The sequence below is a fragment of the Pedobacter sp. UYEF25 genome (assembly GCF_054061655.1).
On sequence record NZ_JBSSEL010000030.1, the window covers coordinates 1 to 26,627 of the forward strand.

The following is a 26,627-nucleotide window of genomic DNA, read 5'->3' on the forward strand; positions in this document are numbered from 1 at the left end:
CGTGATTTAAGAACATGAAGAGCCGTATGAAGGGAGACTTTCACGTACGGTTCTGTGAGAACGCAAAGGTGAAATTCCTTTGCGTGACTCGATTATAAGCAACCGCAGGCCGCATAACCCGTATAGTAGCAGACATGCAAATAAATTTTATATGGCGAATAGAAAATTTACCTTAACCCTTGTATTAGTTTCGTTGACCTTGATATTAGCATGTAATTCTTCTATCAAGCCTAAACCAAAGAACGCTAATCCAAATGAACAAGCTGATATTAGTTTAAAGAAAAAGGATTTATTCGCATTCGGATTGGAAACTAAATTATTTTTAAATGCATATTTCAGCGAATGTGGAGAATGGGGTGGGCATCAAGAAAAAATGATAATTTACATTAAGGGGGAAGTATTTTATTTGAATTATCGAGAGTTCAAGGTTGACTGCAAACAGGCAATGGTTAAGAATAATCGAGATTCCGGCCAAACATTAGTGTTCAAAAAAACATTTAAATTAAGCGACATGATGAAAACTTCGGTGAGAGACTATATTAATAGGCTAGAGAAGTCTAAAAGGGACGAAGAGTTTCCCGGTCATGCAGGAAACACATTCAACGCGTCAAAATCTGACTCTACTTTTTCGATTGCTGTATATGATATGAAACAGTACGACCTTGACAGCTATTCGCAATTAAAACGAGAATTAAAGTTAAATAGAAATTAGTGTGGCTGCTTATAACAGCAGGTTAAAGTTAAGCCTCGGGTGAAGTAGGAGCACGAAACTTTAAAGTTATTTATTTAGTTTAGTGGTTTAGGTTCTATTGTGCAAATAATTTTTAGGCTCAACTTAAACCAGCAAAACGTTATAGCCAACGATAGAAAAACCCACGACAATGAAAATTCCAACAATACACGGATATATCGACAGAAGAATTTTAGTCAACTTCAGCGCTGACCCAAAAGTTGTGGAGAAAATTGTTCCTTTTCCGTTTAAACCAAAAATTTATAGGGACAAAGCTATTGTTGGTATTTGCCTAATAAGACTTAAAAACATTAAACCAAAAGGACTTCCTGACTTTATTGGTGTAAACTCTGAAAATGGTGCGCACAGAATCGCAGTTGAATGGGACGAAAACGGAGAGACGAAATCAGGGGTTTATATTCCTCGCAGAGACACTTCACTTAAATTAAATACACTTATCGGTGGACGAATATTTCCAGGCAAACATTATTACGCAAAATTCAACATAGAAGAAAACAACGGAAATTATCACATAGATTTTAAAAGCTCGGACGACACCCAAATTTTTGTTGACGCTACCGAAACAAAATTATTTAGCGAGAAATCAATATTCAAAACACTTAAAAATGCTTCTGACTTTTTTGAAAATGGCGACCTTGGTTATTCGCCAAATAAAGAAAAATTTGACGGACTAAGATTAAAAGCCTATAAATGGGTAGTTAGACCGCTTGCCGTTTCAAATGTGAGATCAAGCTTTTTTGAAAACGAAGAAGTCTTCCCAAAAGGTTCAGTGACATTTGACAACGCATTATTAATGACTAACATTGAACACGAATGGAAAATGGAAACGGACAAATGACCACTGACAATATCGAGCGTTTGGCAAAAATGCATGTTCAATGCTTAAATGCTCCAATTATAATAGCCAATGGGTACCCATATTTAATTTATTTATTACAATAAATAGGTAAAATCTACCTCTAACCGCTAGTTTTATCTAGGCCGTGGCGAGGCTCTTTATCCGCTTTTTCTACAAATTCGTTATGTTTGTACTTGGTCGGAAAGTAGCGTGTAGCAGTTACTTTAAAGTGACGACGTGAGCAGAAAGAATTGATGCCTTATAATTTCAAACCTACCAACGAACTACAAAACATAAAAAACAAAATTTCAATTTGTAAATATGGCAACAAATATTTCAACAATAAAACTGAATGCTACCCCTGACCGCGTTTGGGGAACATTGACAAGTCCTGAAAAAGTTAAATTATGGCAGTTCGGGAGTGACTTAATTACCACTTGGGAAATTGGTAGCAATATAGAATTTTTAACAGAATGGGAAGGACAAGTTTTCAGACAGTGGGGAAAGGTTTTAGAAATCAAAACAAATGAATTGATAAAATATAGCTTATTTGCACCAAGACCAGATCTTGAAGACAAACCCGAAAACTACTTTGTAATGAACTATCTTTTAAAAGCAGAAAACGGACAAACAAAACTTGAAATTATACAAGAAGACAATAGACCAGACGCAGTTCAAGAAGAACCACAAGGAGAAGAAAACCCAATGTTAAAATCACTAAAAAACCTTGTAGAAACCATCTAAAAAAAAATGAATCGCTACATTGCTTTGGCAAAAGAAGGGCTGACGGGGGAAATTGATTACTTTTACTACATCCAAAATAAAAACATCAACCACACATTTCAGCAGATTTGGTTTTGACAGATACACAGCCAAACACTTCGCAAGACCAACAGAGCTAAGTCTTGTCACCCCACAACAATACGAAAATAGCAGAAATATGAAAGAACGCTCCAATTTTTAAAATTCTCAAACTTCGGAATAGAGGTTATGAGAATATTTTTAGCTAGTATCTTTCTAAACCGGCAAGGAGAAATTTCATCAAGAAGATACATCACCGGTTTAATAACTCAGTTTGTACTAGACTATTTTACCATTTAGGCTTCCTGTGATCTCCAAGATTTCGAACCTAGCAAATAATTCTTCTGAGTACCATTTTCTAGTTCTCGTAAGCTTAATGACGTCGGAATGATCAGTGGTTTTATAGGCGTAATTTTTCATGCTTTCCAGATCTTCCCAAATCGAAAACGTAGCCTGACTGCTGAAAGGATTTTCGCCAACCCCTGCTGCCATAATGAAACCCGGAGCTGTGCGCATCGCACTTCCTGCCCGTTTCATATTTGCCCTAAACTCATTCATTCTGTTCCAATTAATTGTTGCCCTGGTTATCGCAGCGACCCTTCCGCTTTTCCCGGAGTTTTGCTGTGAAGTCTCGAATACATTTTTACCGGCCCACAAGCCGTGTGAGACCAGAGGGTTTAAAATTACTGTAAATTCTTCCGCTCCAAATTTGCGAAACCACTTGATGACGACCGACTTTTTATAAAATTGGTCGCAGTCTATTCTATCTTTCCACGTGGTTAATATTGCCCAATGTTTATAGTCTGGTGCTAGGTCTACTTGAGCATCTTTTCCACTTCCCATTAAACGCCAAAATTTGCACTTCCTATTCGCCCATAGTGGAATCCTTAAAATCGCCATTCCGATAAAGGCAAAGGGAATGAAATGGGTTTTATATTTAGTGATGGTGAGTGCAACTATCATTTCTATATCAATGGAAGTTTTTCCTTAAAAGGCAGCCAAGTTACGAAACAATTACAGTTTGTTGCGTTACGTTTTTGTATATTTCAATGCTTCGTAAGATGCGTATGCTGGATTTCAAAATGTTTTTGGGCACAAAGAAATTAGAACGCCACTTAAAGTTTTGCTGTATACAATGGTTTTTAGGTTTGAGGTTCAATTGCTAACAGTGTTGTGCTGTGCCGCTGTATTTTGCCGTTTAAAAACTAAAAGTATGCCTGACCAACAATTTTAAGTGAACCTGCCACCGTGTAACACAGAGTTAAAAATGTTTTTTACCATTTTAGCATTTTGCTTTTGCAGAAAAATTTAATATAAATTGCGGCTACTTTCCTTCAAGCCATTAAAAAAGAGCCGATAAATCTTAAATTCGTTTAAAGCACCAATTTTTAGTAAGCCATTTTCATTCTACTTAGATTGGGTTTATGTGCCTTATTTCTATTAAGCTCAAATTCATAAATTTCTTTTCCGATATTTTTCATAAATGGATAACACACCGTTTCGTATTCGTAGACGTTGTCGTTGTAAATGTCATTATTATTGCTCTGCACCACGGCAGTTAGAAAAAACTCGATTTTATTCTCGAAATCAACAAAATAACTGTTGTCTATTATGAAACCGTAGCTGTCGCCGTATTTGCTAAAAATCCTAATGTTGGGCGGAAGGTGTGCCATTTTCTCTCTGCCGAAATAAATCATTTTTGCATAAGTAGGCCAAAATTCTGAAGCATTGTATGTTGGATGCCTACTTTCTGTAGGAAACATGCTCATGTAAGTATAAATTAACTTATAGTCTTCGGCATTGAGGTTATAACGGTCTTTTTTTGTGAAGGCATCCGGGAAAATAAGTTTCCGCATGAGCGTTTGCTGATCGGCAATTGAAAAGGCATTCTTATCGATAAAACGGAAAGGTTTATGCACCAGTTTTTCTTTGTTATCCATGTACCCTTTGCCAACTGACATCCGATTAAGCATTAAGGGATAGTCTTTCTGATCATATTCAGCTGGTTTAGTGTAAACTAATTTATCTCCGTTGTAAAAGTTTATCGGATTGGTATGTCTCGATGATTCGCCTGCGTCGCCTATGGCCAAGCGATTTAAAATGCGACTGTCTTTTAATCCATATTGCTCTAATTTTTTATTTATTTCTGCCCTGCCGATAAATTCATACAACCTATTAAAAGCATCGTTATCACTTGTAAGCAGTATTTTTTTGATGTATTGTGCAATACTCGGTTTGCCGTTTTCAACACTCGTATCTGTAAGAACTTTGGTTTGACCAAAAAAGGCGCTGTCTGTAATCATTTCACTGTGCATAGTAATGCCGGTTTTTTTGAGCGCATTTACTTTTTCTAATGCAAATATAACCGCTGCTAATTTTACCGTACTCGCTGGATAAAAGTAGTGGTGTGGATCTAAATGATACGCAAAACTTTTAAAATGAGGTCTATTTTGCGCATCTCTATTTATCTGAGTATATAAAAGTTGGACTTGCTTATGATCGGCAGTTTTTAAAATGGAATCGAAAAGTGCTGGCTTTGATTTCATTAGCATTGATAAAAATGTCGTGTCTATTTTTTGCGCCATGATAGAAGAACTCATAAAAAGGAAGATTAGAAACAAACTATTTTTCATTTCTGCTTTGTTTTGATTACTGGCTAAAATAGCAATTTTGGATAGCTATTCTATCGAATTTTTTTTGATTCTCTTGATTCACTTTTTTTTCCTACTTTTGCGTCGCTTTTGGTGTCTGAGCTTAAACTCAGACTTAAAAGGGAATGCAGTTTAATTCTGCAACTGTCCCGCAACTGTAAGCTCCAGAAGATTTTTCAATCTTTCGCCACTGTTTGCCTTTTGGCAGATGGGAAGGCCGAAAAATCCGGAGCAAGTCAGGAGACCTGCCATGGTATTATATTTCATAGCTTTCGTGGATTGAAGCTAGGAGTGAAGTAATTGCGATTTTCGTATTTTCATTTCTTTTATTAATCTGTTGGCTGTGGGGAAAACTCACAATCAGAATGACTTTAAAAATCGGTGTTAATTTAAACATCAAATACTTTTTAGTTTTTTTCTTCCTTTTTGGATTCGGAGTTCTTGTGCCAAAAAATGTGGTCGCCCAAACCGATTCTTTAAAAGGTAAACAACTAAAGGATGTCGAGATCAACCGATTTAAGAAAGCTAAAATAAATGAGTCTCCAGTTCCAGTTCAAATTTTGGATGGAGCAGCGCTTAATCGGTTAAATAGTCTTTCTGTTGCAGATGCATTGCGCTTTTTTTCTGGTGTACAACTTAAAGATTACGGCGGAATTGGCGGTTTAAAAACCATAAACGTTAGAAGTATGGGCAGCAACCATACTTCAGTTTTTTACGATGGCATTCAGCTTGGAAATGCTCAAAACGGCCAAGTAGATCTAGGTAAATATTCTTTGGATAATTTAGAAGAAGTTTCGATTTATGTAGGTCAAAAGCCAGATTTGTTAATTCCCGCAAGAGGTTACGCCTCAGCAAGTGCAATTTATTTAAAAACCGCTGAGCCAAAGTTTGTAAACGGAAAATCTTATCAAGCGAACGCATCGATAAAAACTGGTTCCTTTGGTCTGCTTAATCCAAGTGTAAACTATACACAACGAATTAACAAAAAACTAGCTGTCGGCTTTAATGCCGCTTACTTGGAGGCAAACGGCAAATATAAATTTAGGTATAAAGATTACGAATATGATACCACAGTAGTTAGAGACAACGGCGATGTAAAGTCGCTACGTGTGGAAGCAACGCTTTTTGGAACTTCAGCCGACAGTAGCAAATGGAACGTAAAGATATTTAACTATAATTCGGCTAGAGGCTTACCTGGCGCAATTGTTTCAAATAAATATTCATTTACCCAACGGCAATGGGATGACAACACATTTGTACAAGTTTCTTATCACAATAACCTCACACAAAAATACAATTTGTTGCTCAATGTAAAATACGCTTACAGCTTTTTACGCTATACCGATCCGGATATAAAAATTAATAGTGGTATTTTAGACAATCGTTACACCGAGCAAGAATACTATCTATCTGCTACAAATCTCTATAAACTATCGCCAATTTGGCAAATTTCTTTAGCAACCGATTTTAGCCTCCAAAAGCTAGAAGCGAGTCAATATAATTTTGCTTACCCAACCCGGCAAACTGGATTGATCGCGGTGGCGAGTTCCATAAAATTAAAAAAGGTCCAATTTCAAGGCAACCTGCTTACTACTTTGGTACACGACGACGTGAAGTTAGGGCTTGCTGCACCTGATAAGCAAGAGTTTAGCCCAGCGCTTTTGGCAAGTTTGCAACCGTTCAGCTCACCCGATTTTCGGATACGTTCTTTTTACAAATCTGTTTTTCGACTACCAACATTTAACGATCTATATTATTCGTTTGTTGGCAATTCAAATCTAAGGCCTGAATACACGCGTCAATACGACCTTGGTTTCACGTTTAACAAAGCACCTGTTCAAAAACGCTTAAGGTATTTTTCAATACAAGTCGATGCATATTTTAATCAAGTGAAAGATAAGATTGTTGCCATTCCAGGGAATAATTTAGCTCGGTGGAGCATTTTCAACATTGGCGAAGTAAGTATAAAAGGGATCGAAACAAACATCCAAACTATTTTTAACCTTGGAAAAGATTTGCAACTGACTGCAAGCATAAATTATACTTTTGAAAAAGCGATTGATATCAGTTCCACTGCCTACAACTACGGGGATCAGATTCCATACATTCCCGTAAATAGTGGAACAGCTAGATTATCTGTCGATTATAAGAAGATTACCTTCAATTATGGCTACATATATACCGGCGAGCGGTATAGCCAAAATGCAAATATCCCTGCAAACTATGTTAAACCTTGGTATACCCACGATTTAACGGTTGGAACGTATTTTAAGCTCAATTCGGCTAAGTTGGCGCTAAATGCTGAGGTAAATAATGTCTTTAATCAATATTATGATGTGATCCTCAATTATCCAATGCCGGGAAGGAATTATCGAATTACATTAAAATCAAACTTTTAAAAAATCTAAAAATCATGAAGAACAAATTACAAATTTCAATTGGCCTTATTTCCGCTGTATTCTTATTGGCATCCGTCTCTGCCTGTAGAAAAGAGCAGCCGAAAAAGGACGATGTCACCAACGGCTATGAAAATCCATCGAGCGCAATGAAAGGACTTTATGTGCTCAATGAAGGGAATTTCGGATCAAATAAAGCATCTTTGGATTTTTATGATTTTGCGTCTGGACTGTATACACGCAATATATTTAGCGTAGCAAATCCTACAGTAACTTTGGGGCTGGGTGATAGCGGCAATGACATAAAGATTTACGGCTCAAAGATGTATGTTGTAGTGAACGGGAGCAACAAAGTGGAAATATTAAACGCCAGTACGGCTAAGGAGGTAGGTAAATTAGACATTCACAACCCAAGGTTCGTCGCTTTTTATAAAAACTTTGCCTACATCACTTCTTACGATGGCTTTGTCGCTGTTATCGATACTACAAATACAGCCGTAATCAAAACAAAGATTAATGTTGCCAGCCAGCCAGAAGAAATGGCGGTAGTAGGCACAAAACTCTATGTTGCAAACTCGGGAGGTTTAAACGCTCCTAATTATGACCGTACGGTTTCTGTGATTGATTTGACCTCGAATATTGAAATAAAAAAAATAGACGTTGCTGTAAATCTTTTTCACTTAAAGGCAGATCAGTATGGGGACGTTTACGTTAATTCTCGCGGCGATTACGGAAATACGCCTTCGTCGATGTTTGTAATAGATACCAAAACAGATTTGGTAAAAAAAGATTTTAATATTCCTACTGATAATTTCTATATCGATGGAGACAATGCATTCATTTTTGCTAATGATTATGCTGCCAAGAAATCAAAATATATAAAAATAAATGTAAAAGACGAAACTTTACTCAGCAATAATTTTATTACTGATGGAACCGATAATGCTATCGTATTGCCGTTTGGGATTGTTACAGATCCTTCTACAGGAGACATTTATATTTCAGATGCCGGAGACTATAAAAGCCCGGGCAAACTTTATGCTTTTGATAAAACAGGTAAAAGCAAATTTAAAATTCCACTTACTACGGGCGATATTCCGGGGCACTTTGTTTTTTTATCCAAATAACTCCTCATATTAAATAGAACATAAAATAGAAATAATGAAGAAAATAATTATCCTGTTGCTTATAAGTGGTGTCTTTATTGTTGGCTGTAAAAAAGACCGTGGATATTTGCCTCCTCAAGTAAGCTTATCAAACCAAGCGGATTCAGTTATTGTAAAATTAAATGTCGCGCAAAAGTTCAACATCAACGTAAAGGATGATAAAGACCTAACCCAGGAATGGCTACTTGATGGAACAAAAGTGGGTTCGGGAAACGGTTACAATTTTACTGCTGTAAACGCTGGTTTCTATACTTTGGTTTACAAAGCAACCAATGCTGGAGGTGTGTTTACGCATACCTATATTATTGTCGTAAATGTGCCCGTAATTGCCATAACATCAGCAAGTCGCAAATACATCAGTAAAATATTTGATTATTTACCTGCACCTGGCCAATTGATTAACGAAAGTTCTGGTAGCCCAGACCAAGCACAAAAACTTATCGGCGGCACATCTAATATAATTTCTTTAGGTGGTTTTGGCGGCTATCTTATTTTCGGCTTTGATCATTCTGTGGTAAATAACAACGGCAGCGATCTTGCTATTTATGGCAATCCATACGGGCCGCCTTACGATTTTTCTGAACCAGGTGTGGTGATGGTTAGTCAAGATGCAAATGGAAACGGCCTAGCAGATGACGAATGGTATGAATTGGCAGGCAGTGAATACGCAAAAGTAACCACCATTAAAAATTATGAAATTACTTATAGCAATCCAAAGGCTTTTGCCGATGTGCCATGGACAGACAACTTAGGTAAGAGCGGGGTTGTAAAAGTGAACAGTTACCACAAGCATAATTTCTATCCGGAGTTTGCAAAAAATAAAGAATCAATCACTTTAAAGGGAACATTATTGAATTCAACCGTATCGAACAATGGATTTGTAACAAGTAAACCATTTGATTTTGGCTATGCAGATAGCTACTCTCCGGGCGACGATTATAAAACAAACGGATACAATTCATTCGACATTTCTTGGGCAGTGAATGGCAGTGGCAAAAAAGTAGCGTTAAAAACCATAGATTTTGTGAAAGTATATACCGGGCAGAATGCAGATGCAGGCTTTTTAGGAGAAATATCAACGGAAGTAAGGGGAGCGGTAGATTTGGGAATCAAGTAAATTTATTTCGGCTTTATATCCCACAATAAAAAACTTAACTTTGTGCCTTTAACAAAAAAGATAAACATGTCAAACTTAAAAATGAATCCACGTAGCGCAGTATTGTTGTTGATTATCTTAGCAGTAACCGCTTTTAGATTGTTGGTTACTTTTAATACAGATGAGCTTAAATTCGCTAATTTTTCTTCAATCGGCGCGGTGGCGATTTTTGGCGGGTGCTATTTTAAAAAGAATGTGAAGGCTTTTGCTTTTCCTTTGTTGAGTTTATTTCTAAGTGATTTTATTTTGTCATCCACTATTTTTAGCCAATACAGCAATGGGTTTTTATATGAGGGTTGGTATTGGGTGTATATTGCCTTTGCCTTAATGGTTTTGGTAGGGAGAGTGATGCTTAAAAGGGTTAACGTGCTTAATTTCCTTGGTTCTGCATTGGTGGTTACATTTATTCATTGGATCATAACCGATTTTGGCGTTTGGTATCACAACCCAATGTTTACACAAAATTTTGCAGGCTTTTGGCATGCGTTGGTACTCGCTATTCCTTTTGAAAGTCGATTTATCGCAGGAACATTGATTTATGGTGCCATTATTTGTGGTGCTTTTGAGCTTTTGAAATTAAGATATACCGTATTAAAACTTCAGCCACAACGCATCTAGCATTGCGGTAAATATTTTGTAATCCTCCTTTAGCATCGCTTTAGGGGGATTTTTTTTATCTTTAGCCATGAAGAAACTTGTGGTTTTTACGGGAGCTGGCATAAGTGCGGAGAGCGGATTAAAAACTTTTAGAGATGCCGACGGACTTTGGGAAGGGTATAACATAGAGGATGTTGCAACGCCAGAAGCTTGGAAAAGAGATCCAAAGCTGGTTCAGCAGTTTTACAATGAGCGTCGTGAACAGATTTTAAATGCAGCCCCAAATGAAGCGCATAAAATAGTCGCTTCGCTTGATGAATTTTTTGATTTAACCATTATCACCCAAAATATAGATGACCTACACGAACGCGCCGGCTCTAAAAACGTGGTTCATTTGCATGGGATAATTACCAGAAGTCAATCAAGTGCCGACCCGAAATTAACTTATCCGATTGTTGGGAGCAAAATAGAAATGGGCGCTTTGTGCGAACTTGGTTCGCAACTTCGGCCTCATGTAGTTTGGTTTGGTGAAGAAGTGCCTATGATAGAAAAAGCCTCTGTTCTTTGTAGTCAAGCTGATATATTTATCCTCGTTGGAAGTTCTCTTGCCGTTTATCCTGCTGCAGGCTTATTAGAGTTTGTGCCATCCGACGCTGTAAAGTACATTATCGATCCAAAAATACCGAGTATTAGTGCTTATCAACACGTAGTAAAGGTTGAAGAAAAAGCTGTCGCTGGCATCGCGAGCGTAAAAAAATTGTTGTTGCATGGATTATAAAAAACGCTGTGTGTTTAACTGGAGCGGTGGCAAGGACAGTACGTTAGCGCTCCATCATATTTTGCAGGATAACACGTTCGAAGTAAAGTATCTGCTCACTACAATTTCTGCGGAGTACAATAGAGTCTCTATGCATGGGCTGCGTATTTCTCTGCTTAGAAAACAGGCCGAAAGCATCGGTATTAAGCTTTATGAAATCTACCTGCCAGAAAACACAAGTATGGAAAGCTATGATGCGTTGATGGACCATCATTTGGGAAAATTGAAAAATGAGGGGATAACGCATGCTATTTTCGGAGATATTTTTTTAGAAGACTTGAAACGTTATCGCGAAGAAAAAAATGCGTCAATAGGGCTGAAGACTATTTTCCCGATTTGGGGTCGTGATACTAAAAATGTCATCAGCGAGTTTTTAGCACTTAACTATCAAACAATCATTATTTGTGCACAGCAAAATTTGGCGGCTTACTGTGGTAAAGTTATAGAGGCAGATTTAATTAGATCTCTGCCCTCAGAAATAGACGTTTGTGGCGAAAATGGCGAATTTCATACCTTCGTTTTTGCTGGGCCAATCTTTAAACGAAAGATAGATTTTCGAATGGGTGAAATGATAAATAAAACTTACAGTGTTGCTTCAACCGAGCAAATTGGGGGTGATAAAACGCAAGTTATCACAAGTGAAGTTGGCTATTGGTTTAGGGATTTAATAGAAAAATAAATGTAGTCTCATTTTTTGGCATCATTTTCTCATAGGATTGATTAAACAGATTAGGTTATTAATAACAGAATTATGAAAAAGTTATTCGCAGTAGTTGCATTAAGCTCGGTTATGTTTGCTTGTAACAACAAGCAAAAACAAGATGAGGCAAATCGACAACAAGTTTTGCAAAAGCAGGAGCAAGTAAAAGCCATAAAAGACAGTATTCGTTTAGACAGTTTTGCCAAAGCCGAGGCGGTAAAAAAAGAGAAAGCTAAAAAAGATGTTGAGGTTGCTGCTGCTTATAATGCAGGAAAGCATTCGACGAGTAGAAGTTATGCTTCTGGAAGTAGTACCAGTTCTTCTAGCTACGGAGGAACACAGCCTACAGCTAAAAAACAAGGTTGGAGTGATGCCGCTAAAGGAACGGTAATTGGGGGTGCTGCCGGTGCAGTTGGTGGTGCTTTGATTGATAAGAAACATGGACGAGGAGCGATTATTGGTGGGGTAATTGGTGCCGGATCCGGATATTTAATTGGTCGCGGTAAAGATAAAAAATCAGGAAGAGCCCAATAATACTATACAAATTTTTACAAAAGCGGCGAACTTGTGGTTTGCCGCTTTTTTTTAACTTAAAATTAAATTTTTGAGCGATGTTTTTCCTAAGTTCAGATGCGTCTGACGTAATCAGCTGGTTCTAAAAAATGAAAGAGCCAAAACGAAAAAAAAGGTCTTTCGACCTTTCTTCGTAATCAAAATTAAAATAAACCTGTAAACCATTAAAATCCTTCAGCAATGCTGGCAATTGCTTTCGATTGCGAAACAGTATCGTCATTTGCTAAATGTGCTTCATTTCCTGTATAAGCTATGAAAGTATCTTTATCTAGCAATAAGTCTCTATGTTTTATTAGATTAGTCAACTTAATAGTGCCGATTACATACTTGAAGTTTTTGGCAGCATAGCGCTCGCTTATTTCTTCAAACTCTAGCCTTTCCACCAAATCATCGTCTGCATATCTGAGGTAAACTTCCAAAAGACACTCATCTGAATGTTCTACAATATGCCCTGAGTTAAACTTTTTATATTCATACCGGTAGTCGTAGCGAAGTGCAACAATATCTGAAAGCACAGCAGCGCCTGTTGGATGGCCACCTGCGCCTTTACCGAAAAAAAACTGTTTGTCAGCGAAAGCGGCTTGAACGGTAACTGCATTGTATTCATTTTCTACATTGTACAGAAAATCTTCTTTATTTACCAATTTAGGCAATACATAAGTTACAATTTTTCCAGCACCAACTTTAATCGCGGTTGGAACAAGTTTTATTTTTAGATTTTTCTCTTTGGCGTAATTTACATCCCTTTGAGAGAGATTTTGGATGCCTACATTTAAAATATTTTCTGGTGATACGAACAATCCATAGGCATGGGCAGCTGCGATCGCCAATTTATATTTTGGATCATATCCGCCAACATCTAAGATCGGATCAGTTTCTGCAAATCCCAAATCTTGCGCCTTTTTAAGGGCATCTTCATAAGGTTGATTTTCGTTAAAAACCTTGGTTAAAATGTAATTCGACGATCCATTGAAAATTCCACTTATGGCACTAAAAAGTTCGTTGTCATAGTATTCTTCTAAATTTCTGATAATCGGAATACTGCCGCAAACAGCTCCCTCATACAATAAAGATGTATTGTGTTCCCGTTGGATGGCCACGAGTTCTTTTAAGTGCGTGGCAATCATTTTCTTGTTTGCCGAAACTACGTTTTTCCCAGATTTTAATGCCGTTGTAACGATGGTATATGCCGCATCTGCATCGTTTATCAACTCTACAATAGTATTAATTTCTCCATTTTCTAAAATTTCTGCATGGTCGGTGGTAAATAACTCTTTTTCTAATGTCCGTTGCTTGTTTGGATCTTTTATAACAATTTTAACGATTTCTAGGTTGAGTTGTTGACTTTGTATAATATCTAATAATCCTTGGCCAACAACGCCAAAGCCAAACAACCCTATTTTTAATTTCTTACTCATTTATACTTACTTTGTGTTAATCAATTTTCATTTAATGTGTAGATTTAGCCTATTCGACATTAGATTTTATTCCAGAAATCAATGTTTCCTCTGTTTGTAATAGGCTTCACTTTCTAACTGGTAAAGTCTAACTTTCCATTTCAGCCAGTATGTTTCAGTTTAATCACATTTTTATGTTTAGTCTCTTTTAAAAAATTGCTGATCACTTTGGTTAATTTATCTGTTTCTATCAAAAAACCATCATGGCCGAAGTTGGACTTGATAATTGAGAGTGATGCGTCTGGAATATGGTCTGCTAAAAATTGCTGCTCACACAGAGGAAATAGTAGGTCGTTTTCTATAGCCACCACGAGTGTATTTACCTCAACACGCTTCAATGCGTCAATAACGCTCTTTCGGTTTCTACCTACATTATGACTGTCCATTGCTTTAGTCAAAAAATAGTAACTATACGCGTTGTATCTTTTTATCAGCTTTTCTCCTTGATAATTTTGATAGGAAGCTGCCCTAAATTGATCTACTTTATCGCCATCACTCTCCACCTGCGTGTTTCCATAGGCGCTAAAAGTTCTATAACTGAGCAACGCAATACTTCTTGCTGCTTTTAATCCTTTCAATCCTCCGTCAGGTTGACTTGCGTAAAATGTACGGTCGGCAGCAATGGCCAACCGTTGACTTTCATTAAACGCAATTCCCCAAGGAGAATGCACTGCATTTGTTGCAAGTAAAATTAAGTTTTCGATGGCATCGGGTTTAGAAATGCTCCACTCTAAGGCCTGTTGTCCACCCAGCGATCCACCGATTAATACTTCAATTTTAGTAATTCCTAAGTGATTGGCAAGCAATTGATGTGCCGCTACCATGTCTCTAATTGTGAAACTAGGAAAAGAAAGGTAGTAGGGTAGGCCGGTTATTGGGTTCTGACTCAACGGATTTGTACTTCCATAATGGGACCCCAACACATTTGCGCAAATGATAAAGTGATCATTAGAATTAAAAAGATTATGCGCTCCAAATAATCCGGGCCACCAGTCAAACACGTCGGCATTTGCTGTTAAGGCATGGCAAACCCAAATTACATTATTTTTTTCTTTATTTAGCTTGCCAAATGTTTGATAAGCGACTTCAAGGTTTTTTATGGTCTGGCCGCTTTCTAATCTGAAATCAGATTTATGCTGATAAAAAGAAACCTCTTTTATTTTCTGCTCGGACATATATTCGAGTTAAATTTTTATAAACAACCTTACTTTATTGCAGCAAAAGCCTGTTCAAAATCAGCCTTAATGTCGTCTATATGCTCAATTCCTACAGAGACGCGTAACGAATTCGGTTTTACTCCGGCTGCCAATTGTGCTTCATCGCTAAGTTGCTGATGAGTTGTAGCCGATGGCTGTATGATTAATGTCTTGGTATCACCCACATTTGCCAAGTGTGAAGTAAGTTTAAGATTGTCTATAAACTTAGTTGCGTTTTCTTTGGTACCATTCAACTCAAAAGACAACACCGCTCCAAATCCATTTTTTAAGTATTTTTTTGCCAGTTTATTGTATTTGCTGCTTTCTAAACCGGGATAATCGACTCCTTTGACCTGTGGATGATTTTCCAACCACGTAGCCAATTCCAAGGTATTGTCTACATGGCGCTGTACTCTGAGTGATAAAGTTTCTACACCTTGAAGTAACTGCCAGGAATTAAAAGGAGAAATGGCTGGGCCAAAATCTCTCAATCCTTCAACACGTGCGCGTATGATAAACTGAATGTTTCCAAACTGGCTATCTACACCAAATGCGTCACTAAAAACAAGACCATGGTACCCTTCTGACGGTTCAGAAAACTGTTTAAATTTTCCATTTCCCCAATTGTAATTTCCGCCATCAACAATTACGCCACCGATGCTCGTTCCATGACCGCCAATCCATTTGGTTGCAGCTTCTACAACGATGTTGGCACCATGTTCTAAAGGTTTAAAAAGATATCCTGCGGCGCCAAAAGTGTTGTCTACAATGAATGGGAGGTCGTGTTTTTTTGCGATTGCAGCAATTTTTTCAAAGTCTACTATACTGAATGAAGGATTTCCAATGGTTTCTACATAAATTGCTTTGGTTGTTTCGTTGATCTTTGCCTCAAAATCTTCTGGCTTATCAGGATCTGCAAAATCTACTTGTATCCCTAGGCGTTTAAAAGCGATTTTAAATTGATTGTAAGAGCCGCCATACAAATGAGAAGAGGATACAAAGCTATCTCCACTTTCTAAAATATTGTTCAATGCAATAAACTGAGCTGCAAGACCAGAGGCCGTGGCCAATCCAGCTACACCGCCTTCTAAAGCTGCTATTCTTTTTTCAAAAACATCAGTCGTCGGATTCATCAAACGGGTATAAATATTGCCAAACTCTTTTAGCGCAAATAAATTTGCGCCGTGTTCTGCACTTTTAAAAACAAAAGAGGTTGTTTGATATAATGGAACGGCTCTAGCACCGGTAACTGGATCTGCTTCTTGGCCTGCGTGTACTTGTAGCGTTTCGAATTTATATGACATGTTGTATCTGTTTTGCTTGTATGAATTGTTAATTATTTTTTGTTGAATTATTTCGTGTATGCGTACCTGTAAAAAGGCCTTCCAACTGGATTAGTTTACCAAAAAAGAAGATTTTTTTGTTTAAGCAGTGCAACAGCACATAAAAGGCACCCTATTGCAGAGACCAAAGAACGCAAACAGTTTCTGCGAGATGGTAAAGCCGTAAGTAAATGTTAGATCGCTTTGCGAAAAATAAATTTTATCGTCCATTAGTTGTCATTTATATTTCCAAATAACTTGTGTTACCCGGTCAGGAATTGGCACCTTCTCTTTTTTGAGGGTTGCCAGCGAGTCTAAGAGCCTGTCTCTCGTCGCTTCTTTATAAACCAACCCTTCTAAAAAAAAAGTTGATTTTTATTTGATGATTACCAAATAATATTTCAAAAGTGGGTAAAAAATATTAAACAACAAAATTTAATTTCGATTTTAATAAGATCACTAGTAAAGTGGCGGTAAAAGTTAGTTAGTGGGAGCTTCCATTTTAATTTTACCTTCAAATCATTATCTTTAGCGCGATAAAAATTTGAATTATGAAAAACGCAAAATTTATTTTTGCATCGTCTTTATTGATGTTATTTTTCTCTTTCCAAGCGTCTGCACAGTTTGGGGGCTTGAAAGATAAATTGTTGAAAGTTGGTGCGGCCAAAGGCGCAAAAATGCTAGGTGTAGATAATCTACTAAAGCAGCCCGCAGCCATTTCTACCAATTTTAATGATGTTGATAGAACTGGTGAACAATTGCCTGATTTCTTTAAAAACGTCAACACTCAACCGCTATATTTGTTACCTAAAGCACCAGATGGCGGCTTTTATCTTTGTGAAGGTTTTTACGAAATGACGAATAAAAGTTATTGTCTCCATGCTGGCACCTATGGCCCGTCTGCAGGAGACGGCTACATGTTTGCGCCACTGCTTGGGCCGAAAAATGAAATTGTTACCATTATTCTAAAGAGCGCAGAAAAACACCCTGAAGTTCAACAACATGACATTCAGGCACTGCTCTGGGCTATTATAGCAAGGACAAAATTTAGTGATTACTCGGGCACGATTAAGGTAACCGCGCTAAAGTTATTAACCACAAAACAACTTACCATGTTAGAAGGTGGTGCGTTGGGTATTTTGCCTTTTGATTTGATGCAAAAAGCAAAGGATCAGCTCCCACAGGGTTTGCAAACTGTTTTTGAGGCAGAAAATAGCATTCGGCAGCTCGTAGCTTCTGGCAATTACACTTACGCAGAGATGGAAAAATATGCCATTCTTGCTGGCATGGCTCCAATTAGAGCAGACGTACCGAGCGGCATTTGGAGTAAACATCCAGATGGTTACTATGTAAGATACATTCCGTCTGGCTATTCGATAACTAAGGTTCAGATCTACGTGCCCAAAGCGCTTCTGTTAGATGGAAAAAAACTTATTTATGATGCCACAAATGACATCGCGTGCCCCGCAAATACCGGCGCACAACGTTTGGTCCAAACCAATGAACCCATTAATCCTGATTACAACCTTAAACTTATTACGATTTGTTATCCGGAAAAGTGATCGGAAATTGGCAAACAAAATAAAACTGGTTTAATTATGAGATTAGTGTAAGCTTCGTAAATTTATATTTTGGCTGGTTTGACACGCGTGCTGCTCTAGTCATTTGTTAAGAAAAAATGGCCCAATAAAGCGATGGCAATAATGTCTTTAGCGGGAATACGTGCCCAAAAGCTATTTAAATTGGATCCAAAAATCAAATTCAAAAAATTGCTGTTTGAGAAGAGTGCTATTCCTTTAATCTGATAGCGCTTGCTCTAAATCAGCTATCAAATCATCTATGTGCTCTAAACCAACGGAAACACGAATAAGATTCTTTGGCGTTTTGCTTTCTGGACCTTCAATAGAATAACGATGCTCAATTAAACTTTCTACTCCGCCAAGACTCGTTGCTTGTGCAAATAACTTTACTTTGTTAATCATTTTATTTGCAGATCTCTCGCCGCCTGCAACCAAGAAAGACAGCATACCTCCAAAATCTTTCATCTGTTTGGCAGCAACATCATGTTGCGGATGCGTTTCCAAACCAGGATAAAAAACAGCTTCGACATTTGGATGATTGTTTAAATAATCGGCTATTTTCCGACCATTTTCGCAGTGGCCTCTCATTCTGTAAACCAAGGTTTTTAGACTTCTGCAAAGCAAATAACAATCAAAAGGCGAAGGAACTGCGCCACCTGTTTGTTGCACATTCTTGATGGCACCCCAAAGCTCATCTATCTTTGCAGTAACAAGAATTCCACCAAGTACATCGCTGTGTCCACCTAGATACTTTGTACTGGAATGCATTACTATATCTGCGCCCAGCAAGATTGGATTTTGTAAAACTGGCGAAGCGAACGTGCTGTCGCAAACCGTAGTAATCCCCGCCTTTTTTGCGATTTCTGAGATGCCAACAATATCGGTTATCTTTAGCAGCGGGTTAGATGGTGTTTCCATCCAAATAATTTTGGTGTTTGCTTTTATTGATTGTTGTACCAGTTTTAAATCGGTTTGATCTACAAAATCAAACTCGAGAATTCCTCTAAAAATAGTAAGCAGTTGCTTTTTAAAGCCCCAATACATATCGTCGGGAGCAATAATGTGGCTGTTGGGTTTAAGCGCCTGAAAAAGTGCCATGCCGGCAGTATTGCCTGAAGAAAAAGCAGCCGCCTCAGCGCCAAATTCTAATTTTGCCAAGGTGTTTTCTAAAGCAGATCGGTTTGGATTGCTTACCCTACTATACATGTACCCTCCGGGATAATTTCCGTTTTCATCTCTATAGAAGGTAGTCGAAAGACTTATTGGCGGAGTTACGTCGCCCGTGGCAGCATGTACAATATTGGAGGCATGTATGGCTAGTGTTTCTGGTTTCATATTGTAATGGAGACTTATATGTATCGAATGCGCAATTTAATGAATTGAAATATATTTTAACCATTGAAAGGTTTTTGGCAGGATTTATGTATTTGGATTGACAAACATAAATTTAAAAAAAATGAAAAAATTATTCTTAGCCCTTACAGTGGCATGTACGGTTTTGTTGATTTTGCCAAGTTGCAATACCGCAAAGCGTGTAACCGCAGGTATTAGTGGAAGTAGAGGGACGGCTGTGCGGAACTGGGTGGTTAGTAATATAGCGTTAGAAGGATTACCGGATCAAGCGGTACAAGGGTTATTTGGCGAAAAGAATTATAAATGTTTTGAAGGAAGTACTTGGAATTTAACAAATAGTGGTAATGGAACCTATTCTTTACCTGCCTCTAGCGAGTGCGGTGCCGTTACCCAAAGCATCTTTTGGTCGGTTGCGACAAAGGACGAGACGTTCCAGTTTAAGAAAATTTACGAAGGTGATAAGGCGAAAAATGTTACCGAAGGATATCGCTTAATTTTATCATCATTATCTAGCGAACAGATGGTATTAAAGTCGCCGATAGAATTTGGCGGGAAAACTGCAAATATTATTTTAACGTTTACGCCTGCTGCTCGGTAAATTTTAATTTATTGCTCCAAATTTTGATTAGAACTTAAATTTTTAAGGAAGCATCCCCATTCGGTTGCTTCTTTTTTTTGAGGCATGTGCAATTCAATGACGCTAAATTTTTGCTGTGCATCAATTTTTTTGCAAACAAATCACTCTTAAAGGTGTCCTATTCGTAAGTAGAACAAAAAACAAAAAATCATGATGAAATACAATATGTTGGGCAATACTGGGCTTAAAGTCTCAGAATTATGTTTGGGTACCATGACCTTTGGCGGTGGCGAAGGAATGTGGAAAGCAATTGGCCAATTAAAACAAAAAGAAGTTAATGAGTTGATGAAAATCTCTGTAGATGGCGGGATTAATTTTATTGATACCGCAAATGTTTATAGCGAAGGAATTAGTGAAGAAATGACCGGCAAAGCCATTAGAGATTTAGGTTTGAATCGGGACGAGCTTGTTATTGCCACTAAAGTTCGTGGAAAAATGGGAGAGGGACCAAACCAAAGCGGATTAACCCGTAAACATATTTTACATCAAGCAGAAGAGAGTTTAAAAAGGCTAAATGTAGATTACATTGATTTATATCAAATTCATGGTTTTGATGCATTAACGCCTTGGGAAGAAACGCTATCTGCATTGGACATTTTGGTAAAGCATGGTAAGGTGCGCTATATTGGCTGTAGCAATTTGGCTGCTTGGCAGTTGATGAAAGCACTAAGCGTTTCTGAAAGAGAAAAATTTGAGAAATTTGTGTCGCTTCAAGCTTATTATACCATAGCCGGTAGAGATTTAGAAAGAGAGTTGGTTCCATTGTTGCAGGACCAAAAAATGGGTTTGATGGTTTGGAGTCCCTTGGCTGGTGGGTTATTAAGTGGAAAATACGATAGAGGTGGAAAATCCGACGGCGGTAGACGTGCGAATTTCGATTTCCCACCTGTAAATAAAGACAAGGCTTTTGATATTTTAGATATTTTATCGCCAATGGCTGAAGAGAAAAATACCTCTGTTGCAGAACTTTCTCTAGCTTGGCTACTCCATCAAAAAGCAGTAAGTAGCGTAATCATCGGAGCGAAGAAAACGAGCCAGTTGAAAGACAACCTTAAATCTGTAGACGTAACGTTTACCGAGGACGAATTAAAAAAACTTGACGAAGTAAGCAGATTGTCGGCAGAATATCCAGGCTGGATGTTAGAAAGACAAGGCGGGGATAGAAGAGCCTAAAATCTTTAACATTTATTGAGATATTTATTTCTTAAAGAAATTTTGCGTGAGGGATACTCGCGAAAAAACCCACAGCGAGATACGATTTAGGGTTTGCAAAAAAGGGCGTGGGTCTGTTTAGTCCACGCCTTTTTGTTTTTGTAGGTTAGGTAGATGAAGGCAGTTCTAAGTTTTTCTGGAGCGGAAAATTAAATGAGCAGGTAAGAATTAGACAGCGAAGTAAATTGATTTAGAAACAGAAAATTACTAGAATTACCGTTAGGTGCATACCAGTCTTTAATACTTAAAAATTTCATTTTTTGATAGGTTTGATGGCAAAGCAATAGCATTTTGTACTATATAGATTACCGAAAGCTATTTAGTATATTGCTTCACAAACTATGAAAATTAAACTGCTATTTTTATTTACACTAGCGTGGACCAGTTTTGTAAACGCACAAAATCCGATAAGAGATACATCTATAATTATCAAATCTAAACAAGGTAATATTGCGGGAACACTTGTTCTTAACCAACAAGTAGAAAAACCTAAGTTGGTGATCCTTGTAAGTTCAGTAGTAGGAAATAATCGAGACATATCAGGCCATAACGGGCAATTTGTCAATTTTCCGGCGTTGGCAAACCATTTAGCTAAATGTGGAATTTCAACATTTAGATTCGACAATAGAGGCGTTGGTGAATCTAGTGGCGACAACAAAAGCGCGACACTCTTTACACATGCAGATGATGTGGAAACCATATATCGTTATTTTAGAAAAAACAAAAAGTTTAAGGGTTACACAATAGGAATATTGGGACATAGTGAAGGAGGTGCATCTGCAGAAATAGTGGCTTCAAGGAACAAATCTGTTTCTTTTTTACTACTTCTGTCAACTCAAGGATTGGGAGGATGGAATTTTTATAACTACCAATTAAGCAAGTACTATGAAAATCTAGGAGTGAGTTTAAACCTAGCGCAAATGGCTGACTCTTTATATATACAAAATGCATCTATTCAGAAGAGTTTATTTGACACCTTAGCTAAATACACAGATTATAATAAAATAAGACTTGGTTTAAAATTATACACAAATATAAAAAGTGACAGTATAGGTTCATTCCAAAAGGATGAAATGGATAAACTTTATAATGAGTGGCAAAAATCACAGCAGATCGCGCTCAGAAAATTTGATCCATACCTGTATCTGTCGAAAATAAAATGTCTAATTCTTGCATTAAACGGCAATAAAGATGACTCTGTAGATGCAGTACCGAATTTAGAAAACATAAAGAAAATTTTGCAACAAAGTGGTAATGATCACGTGGAAACAATTGTTTTAGCGAATGTCAATCATTACTACCACACATTAAAAGAAGCACCCGTTTGGAATTTGGCCGACAAATCTGAAACCTTTTCTCAAATTGCGCTAAACGAAATCTGTAAATGGATCAACGAGATTAATGTCGAATAACTTATAAATGCTGCTCGATAAAATTAATGTGCTGGAGGAAGTAGAGACGGATATGATGGGCTTTAATTCGGCCTGATTTCAATTGAAAAACAATTTTATAGATAAGTCAAATTATATGCTAAGTTTGATGTCAGAATTACAGGAATGATGCGGTAGAAAACCTTGGAATCTTCAAGATTTATTAAAGAATTTGTTTTCTAGAGATAAGTTTTGCGTGAGGGATAGCAGCGAAAAACCCATAGTGAGGCACGAGCGCGGATTTGCAGCGAATTGCCCGACCCTTGCGCAGCTTGGGGCACGCCCTAAAACCCTTAGGCTCGAATGCATTATCACCTTAAAAACCCTTAGAGCCTACACCTAACACTCAACAACCCGTCCACTAACAAACATTCCCTAAAATAGCCTAACCCCAAATATCAACCTTTAATTGCGAAAGCTTAAGTCCTAATTCTTAAAAACTTCTTATTTCATAAACCTGCCTGCTAACGTTTAGTTACAACAAAATGATGTTATTAAACTTCGCAGAACGTATTTTTGTATAAATTAAAAGGAATGAATACAGCTAAGGATGTTGAAGAGTTAGTTTCGGGATTAAACGTTTCTCCAGAATTGTCTTCAATAGCAAATAAAGTGTTAAACAATACCCGCATAAGTTTCGACGATGGCGTATACCTTTTCGAACATGCAGAACTTGGATTTCTAGGGGTGTTGGCCAATTATATTCGTGAAAAGAAACATGGTGATTTAACGTATTTTAATAGAAACTTCCATTTAGAGCCTACCAATCTGTGTGTTTACGATTGTAAGTTTTGTTCTTATTCGCGGTTAATAAAGCAAAAAGACGAAGGTTGGGAACTCACGATGGAGGAGATGCTCGACGTGGTTAAAAAATACGACGAGGAGCCGGTTACAGAAGTTCATATTGTTGGAGGCGTATTGCCACAGTATGATGTAGCTTTTTATTCAGCACTTTTTTCCGCAATTAAAAAACATCGGCCTGCGCTGCATGTCAAAGCCTTGACTCCGGTAGAATATCATTATATATTTAAAAAAGCAAAAATAGATTATGCCACTGGCATGAAATTAATGAAGGAAGCTGGCTTAGAGTCGATGCCTGGTGGAGGAGCAGAAATTTTTCATCCAGAAGTTAGGCAGCAGATTGCTAAAGATAAGTGTACCGGTGAACAGTGGCTTGACATTCATAGCGCGTGGCATAGATTGGGCATGAGAAGTAATGCTACTATGCTTTATGGCCATATTGAGAAATTTTGGCACCGAGTAGATCATATGGAAAAGCTGAGAATTTTACAGGATGAAACTGGAGGGTTCCAAACTTTTATTCCGCTAAAATTTAGAAATCAAAACAATCAAATGTCTAATGTTGCAGAGTCGTCTGTAATCGAGGATTTGAGGAATTTTGCGATTTCTAGAATTTACCTCGACAATTTTGACCACATTAAAGCCTATTGGGCAATGATTAGCAGAGAAACCGCTCAGCTTTCCTTGAATTTTGGTGTTGATGACATCGACGGAACACTGGATGATACGACCAAAATTTATTCTATGGCAGGAGCTGAAGAGCAAACTCCAGCAATGAGTACCCAACAATTGGTAGAATTGATACGCAACGTGGGTAGAAAACCAATTGAGCGCGACACTTTATATCATGTTGTAACTGATTATAGCGATGTGATTTTTGAGGATGAAAAAAAACCAAATTATTACAAACTACCAGATGTAAGCAGCGTTTAGGTGATGGGGTTTAGCGCCTATTATAGATCTAGGTATTCGGTTAGAACTTTTTATTAATGAAAGAAATTTATATTATACGCCACGGCGAAACAAATTTTAACAAGGAGGGAATCGTCCAAGGTAAAGGCATTGATGCTGATTTAAACGACACCGGTGAAAAACAAGCAGAAGCTTTTTGGAAATACTATAAAGACATTCCATTTGATAAGGTATATATCTCTACCTTAAAACGTACCAGGCAAACAGTTGATAGGTTTATCAAATCGGGAATCGATTGGGAAAAACTTTCGGGTTTAGATGAGCTGGATTGGGGAATTTGGGAAGGCAGAGCTAAAAATGAGGAACTCATTAAAGCCTTCAGAACGATGTTGCAAAGTTGGGAAAACGGCAATTACAGCAACCATTTTGAGGATGGAGAAAGCGTACAAGACGTTTTTGAACGCTTAGAAAAACCGAAAGAGTTATTAGAAATTCGTGAGGATGAAAAAAAAGTATTAGTGTGCATGCACGGCCGATCTATGCGTGTATTTCTTTGCTTACTTACCGGAACGCCTCTATCGAAAATGAAAGATTATCCTCATCAAAACACAGTTTTGTATAGGTTAGCTTATCAAGACGAAAAATTTATCATTAAAGATTTTAACGACACTAGACACCTGGATTCGCTAAAGTAGCGCTGCAAAATTGTCCGAGTAAAAAAAAAATAGAACTATTTTGGAAAAAATTAAGATTTCAGCGGTCGCATACACCAATACAAAACCGTTTATTTACGGCTTGGAACATAGTCAAATTATCGATAAGATTGATTTAGCGTTGGACATTCCGTCAGATTGCGCAGAGAAGTTAATCGCCGGAACAGTGGACATAGGTCTAATCCCTGTTGCCGCCATACCGATGGTGCCAAATGCCAATTTGGTGGCCCAATATTGCATCGGTAGCGATGGCGCTGTAAACTCAGTCTTTATATTTAGCAACAAACCGATTTATAGCATTCGTACGTTGAGGTTAGACCCACAGTCTAAAACTTCCAACAACCTTGCGAAAGTATTGTTGAGGTTTCATTGGAATAAGGAAGTTACCTTTTTAACGGATGAAGTTATAGAAGCAGATGCCCTGGTGCTTATTGGTGATAGGACTTTCAATGCCAAAAAAGATTTTGAATACGCATATGATCTTGGCGAAGAATGGAAAAATTTAACTGGGCTGCCTTTTATGTATGCTGCGTGGGTGGCAAATAAAGAAATTGATGAAGGTTTTAAATCAGAATTTAACAAGGCGCTGCAGTTTGGCTTAGACAATAGATTGAACCTCTTGAATGAACTTCCGCAAAACCCGTCATTCAATATTTCTGACTATCTGATGAATAAACTTCAATTTGATGTTACTGAGGATAGATTAAGCGCATTAAGATTATTTCTTAAGTATATTGAAAAATTGGAAACGAGTTTAGTCTAGCGTTTTCCGTTCGCCGTTTTGGGCATCATCGGCTTTTAAACTCTCGGCGGCTTTATAACTGCAAAGGAAAATCTTTGGGCATAAAAAAACCCAGGAATTAACGCCCAGGCTTAATATATTTATTCTCAATGGTAAATTAGTGTTCTTTTAATTTACCAATCATGGTGGTGAGCGCGTTTTTCAATTTGCTTACTGCACCATTTAAGGCTTGATCGTAACTATTTCCAAAATCTGTAGTAGCCATTGGTGGTTTTCCCTCGACACGACATTCGATCATACATTTTTTATCTTCTTGGCCGTCTTTGCTGCCATTTTCATCTGATAGGTGAACCTCTAGCCGAGTGATGTGTTCTGAAAATCTTTGCAATTCTTTCTCTAACTTTTCGCTCATTTGAGCCTCATATTCAGGATGAATCGTTAAATTTTTGTCGGCATTTAATTGAATAGTCATAGATTTTAATTTAAGTTTTTAAGATACATATAAAACGTCCAAAAATGGTCGTTGTTTCATTTTTGTTTTACGAATTTGCATTTCGAGGAGATTTAATTCAAGCTTTAGAGCCATAATTACTGTTTATAATCTTAAGGTTACAGTGGTTCCTTTCTAATTTTTCAACTTTTAACTTTTAGCTTTTTTGGGCGGCTTTATCTGGCTGTACAAGGGTAACGTTAAGTTTTTTTATCCCCAAAAGGGGAAAAACTTAACCCTTACTGCGCTCGGCCCTTACCATCCAGGCCGCAAAAACCTATCGAAGTTATCTAGTATTAAGTAGAAAGTATCGAGTAATAAGATAAAGATTAGCAA

The 26,627-nt window shown here is 37.5% G+C and carries 24 protein-coding genes and 2 riboswitches; of the genes, 17 read left to right on the forward strand and 7 right to left on the reverse strand.

Going from position 1 to position 26,627, the window contains the following annotated elements:
• The first annotated feature begins 151 nt into the window (after positions 1–151).
• The 3 genes from ACVWYG_RS18300 (at position 152) to ACVWYG_RS18310 (ending at position 2,333) form a co-directional block, all read left to right on the forward strand.
• Positions 152–712 carry a hypothetical protein gene (locus ACVWYG_RS18300; RefSeq protein ID WP_457272349.1) on the forward strand — a complete coding sequence of 187 codons (561 nt, stop codon included), beginning with the start codon at positions 152–154 and terminating at the stop codon, positions 710–712.
• Between the two features lie 169 nt (positions 713–881).
• The gene (locus ACVWYG_RS18305) at positions 882–1,589 is read left to right on the forward strand and encodes a DUF2071 domain-containing protein (RefSeq protein WP_457272351.1); all 708 of its coding nucleotides are present in this window, start codon (positions 882–884) and stop codon (positions 1,587–1,589) included.
• A 321-nt stretch (positions 1,590–1,910) separates the two neighbouring features.
• Positions 1,911–2,333 (forward strand): SRPBCC family protein, encoded by a 423-nt coding sequence (locus tag ACVWYG_RS18310; protein WP_457272352.1) that lies wholly within the window; start codon positions 1,911–1,913, stop codon positions 2,331–2,333.
• 336 nt (positions 2,334–2,669) lie between these two features.
• Here the strand turns inward: ACVWYG_RS18310 and ACVWYG_RS18315 are convergent, their stop codons facing one another.
• Entirely contained in the window at positions 2,670–3,353 is a 684-nt protein-coding gene (locus ACVWYG_RS18315) for a DUF3291 domain-containing protein (protein ID WP_457272354.1), read from the reverse strand.
• Between the two features lie 425 nt (positions 3,354–3,778).
• A complete protein-coding gene (locus tag ACVWYG_RS18320) occupies positions 3,779–5,023 on the reverse strand; it encodes a serine hydrolase (RefSeq protein WP_457272356.1) in 1,245 nt (414 codons plus the stop codon).
• Positions 5,024–5,115: 92 nt separating this feature from the next.
• A riboswitch (cobalamin riboswitch) is annotated at positions 5,116–5,308 on the forward strand.
• 98 nt (positions 5,309–5,406) lie between these two features.
• Here ACVWYG_RS18320 and ACVWYG_RS18325 point away from each other — a divergent pair.
• From ACVWYG_RS18325 to ACVWYG_RS18355, 7 genes are all read left to right on the forward strand, one after another.
• Complete coding sequence (locus tag ACVWYG_RS18325) at positions 5,407–7,440, forward strand: TonB-dependent receptor (protein ID WP_457272358.1); 2,034 nt, start codon at positions 5,407–5,409, stop codon at positions 7,438–7,440.
• Positions 7,441–7,454: 14 nt separating this feature from the next.
• Positions 7,455–8,564, forward strand: a complete 1,110-nt coding sequence (locus ACVWYG_RS18330) for a YncE family protein (RefSeq protein ID WP_457272359.1) — start codon at positions 7,455–7,457, stop codon at positions 8,562–8,564.
• Between the two features lie 34 nt (positions 8,565–8,598).
• On the forward strand, positions 8,599–9,720 hold the full coding sequence (locus ACVWYG_RS18335) for a PKD domain-containing protein (RefSeq protein WP_457272361.1): 1,122 nt from the start codon (positions 8,599–8,601) through the stop codon (positions 9,718–9,720).
• Positions 9,721–9,786: 66 nt separating this feature from the next.
• Complete coding sequence (locus ACVWYG_RS18340) at positions 9,787–10,377, forward strand: DUF6580 family putative transport protein (RefSeq protein WP_457272363.1); 591 nt, start codon at positions 9,787–9,789, stop codon at positions 10,375–10,377.
• Positions 10,378–10,444: 67 nt separating this feature from the next.
• Complete coding sequence (locus tag ACVWYG_RS18345) at positions 10,445–11,134, forward strand: SIR2 family NAD-dependent protein deacylase (protein ID WP_457272365.1); 690 nt, start codon at positions 10,445–10,447, stop codon at positions 11,132–11,134.
• Positions 11,124–11,852, forward strand: a complete 729-nt coding sequence (locus ACVWYG_RS18350) for a Dph6-related ATP pyrophosphatase (RefSeq protein ID WP_457272367.1) — start codon at positions 11,124–11,126, stop codon at positions 11,850–11,852. The genes ACVWYG_RS18345 and ACVWYG_RS18350 overlap by 11 nt, the downstream gene beginning before the upstream one ends.
• 72 nt (positions 11,853–11,924) lie before the next feature.
• Positions 11,925–12,407, forward strand: a complete 483-nt coding sequence (locus ACVWYG_RS18355) for a YMGG-like glycine zipper-containing protein (protein WP_457272368.1) — start codon at positions 11,925–11,927, stop codon at positions 12,405–12,407.
• Positions 12,408–12,610: 203 nt separating this feature from the next.
• Here the strand turns inward: ACVWYG_RS18355 and ACVWYG_RS18360 are convergent, their stop codons facing one another.
• From ACVWYG_RS18360 to ACVWYG_RS18370, 3 genes are all read right to left on the reverse strand, one after another.
• Positions 12,611–13,864 (reverse strand): homoserine dehydrogenase, encoded by a 1,254-nt coding sequence (locus tag ACVWYG_RS18360; protein ID WP_457272370.1) that lies wholly within the window; start codon positions 13,862–13,864, stop codon positions 12,611–12,613.
• A gap of 140 nt (positions 13,865–14,004) precedes the next feature.
• Positions 14,005–15,078: a homoserine O-acetyltransferase family protein gene (locus ACVWYG_RS18365; RefSeq protein WP_457272372.1), complete on the reverse strand. Its 1,074-nt coding sequence runs from the start codon at positions 15,076–15,078 to the stop codon at positions 14,005–14,007.
• A gap of 29 nt (positions 15,079–15,107) precedes the next feature.
• On the reverse strand, positions 15,108–16,403 hold the full coding sequence (locus ACVWYG_RS18370) for an O-acetylhomoserine aminocarboxypropyltransferase/cysteine synthase family protein (RefSeq protein ID WP_457272374.1): 1,296 nt from the start codon (positions 16,401–16,403) through the stop codon (positions 15,108–15,110).
• A 256-nt stretch (positions 16,404–16,659) separates the two neighbouring features.
• Positions 16,660–16,770, reverse strand: a riboswitch (SAM riboswitch).
• 202 nt (positions 16,771–16,972) lie between these two features.
• Here ACVWYG_RS18370 and ACVWYG_RS18375 point away from each other — a divergent pair.
• Positions 16,973–17,983 (forward strand): hypothetical protein, encoded by a 1,011-nt coding sequence (locus ACVWYG_RS18375; RefSeq protein WP_457272376.1) that lies wholly within the window; start codon positions 16,973–16,975, stop codon positions 17,981–17,983.
• Positions 17,984–18,217: 234 nt separating this feature from the next.
• Here ACVWYG_RS18375 and ACVWYG_RS18380 read toward each other — a convergent pair whose 3' ends face one another.
• Positions 18,218–19,336: a trans-sulfuration enzyme family protein gene (locus ACVWYG_RS18380; protein WP_457272378.1), complete on the reverse strand. Its 1,119-nt coding sequence runs from the start codon at positions 19,334–19,336 to the stop codon at positions 18,218–18,220.
• A 121-nt stretch (positions 19,337–19,457) separates the two neighbouring features.
• Between ACVWYG_RS18380 and ACVWYG_RS18385 the strand changes: the two genes are divergently transcribed.
• The 6 genes from ACVWYG_RS18385 (at position 19,458) to ACVWYG_RS18410 (ending at position 25,822) form a co-directional block, all read left to right on the forward strand.
• Positions 19,458–19,952 (forward strand): hypothetical protein, encoded by a 495-nt coding sequence (locus tag ACVWYG_RS18385; RefSeq protein WP_457272380.1) that lies wholly within the window; start codon positions 19,458–19,460, stop codon positions 19,950–19,952.
• Positions 19,953–20,141: 189 nt separating this feature from the next.
• Positions 20,142–21,164 (forward strand): aldo/keto reductase, encoded by a 1,023-nt coding sequence (locus ACVWYG_RS18390; RefSeq protein WP_457272382.1) that lies wholly within the window; start codon positions 20,142–20,144, stop codon positions 21,162–21,164.
• Positions 21,165–21,544: 380 nt separating this feature from the next.
• Positions 21,545–22,615, forward strand: coding sequence for an alpha/beta hydrolase family protein (locus ACVWYG_RS18395; RefSeq protein WP_457272384.1), 1,071 nt, complete (start codon positions 21,545–21,547; stop codon positions 22,613–22,615).
• Positions 22,616–23,167: 552 nt separating this feature from the next.
• Positions 23,168–24,367, forward strand: a complete 1,200-nt coding sequence (mqnE, locus tag ACVWYG_RS18400) for an aminofutalosine synthase MqnE (RefSeq protein WP_457272386.1) — start codon at positions 23,168–23,170, stop codon at positions 24,365–24,367.
• Positions 24,368–24,423: 56 nt separating this feature from the next.
• Positions 24,424–25,041: a histidine phosphatase family protein gene (locus ACVWYG_RS18405; protein WP_457272388.1), complete on the forward strand. Its 618-nt coding sequence runs from the start codon at positions 24,424–24,426 to the stop codon at positions 25,039–25,041.
• A 40-nt stretch (positions 25,042–25,081) separates the two neighbouring features.
• Positions 25,082–25,822 carry a menaquinone biosynthetic enzyme MqnA/MqnD family protein gene (locus ACVWYG_RS18410; protein ID WP_457272390.1) on the forward strand — a complete coding sequence of 247 codons (741 nt, stop codon included), beginning with the start codon at positions 25,082–25,084 and terminating at the stop codon, positions 25,820–25,822.
• Positions 25,823–25,958: 136 nt separating this feature from the next.
• Here ACVWYG_RS18410 and ACVWYG_RS18415 read toward each other — a convergent pair whose 3' ends face one another.
• The gene (locus tag ACVWYG_RS18415) at positions 25,959–26,273 is read right to left on the reverse strand and encodes an HPF/RaiA family ribosome-associated protein (RefSeq protein ID WP_457272392.1); all 315 of its coding nucleotides are present in this window, start codon (positions 26,271–26,273) and stop codon (positions 25,959–25,961) included.
• Positions 26,274–26,627 lie beyond the last annotated feature (354 nt).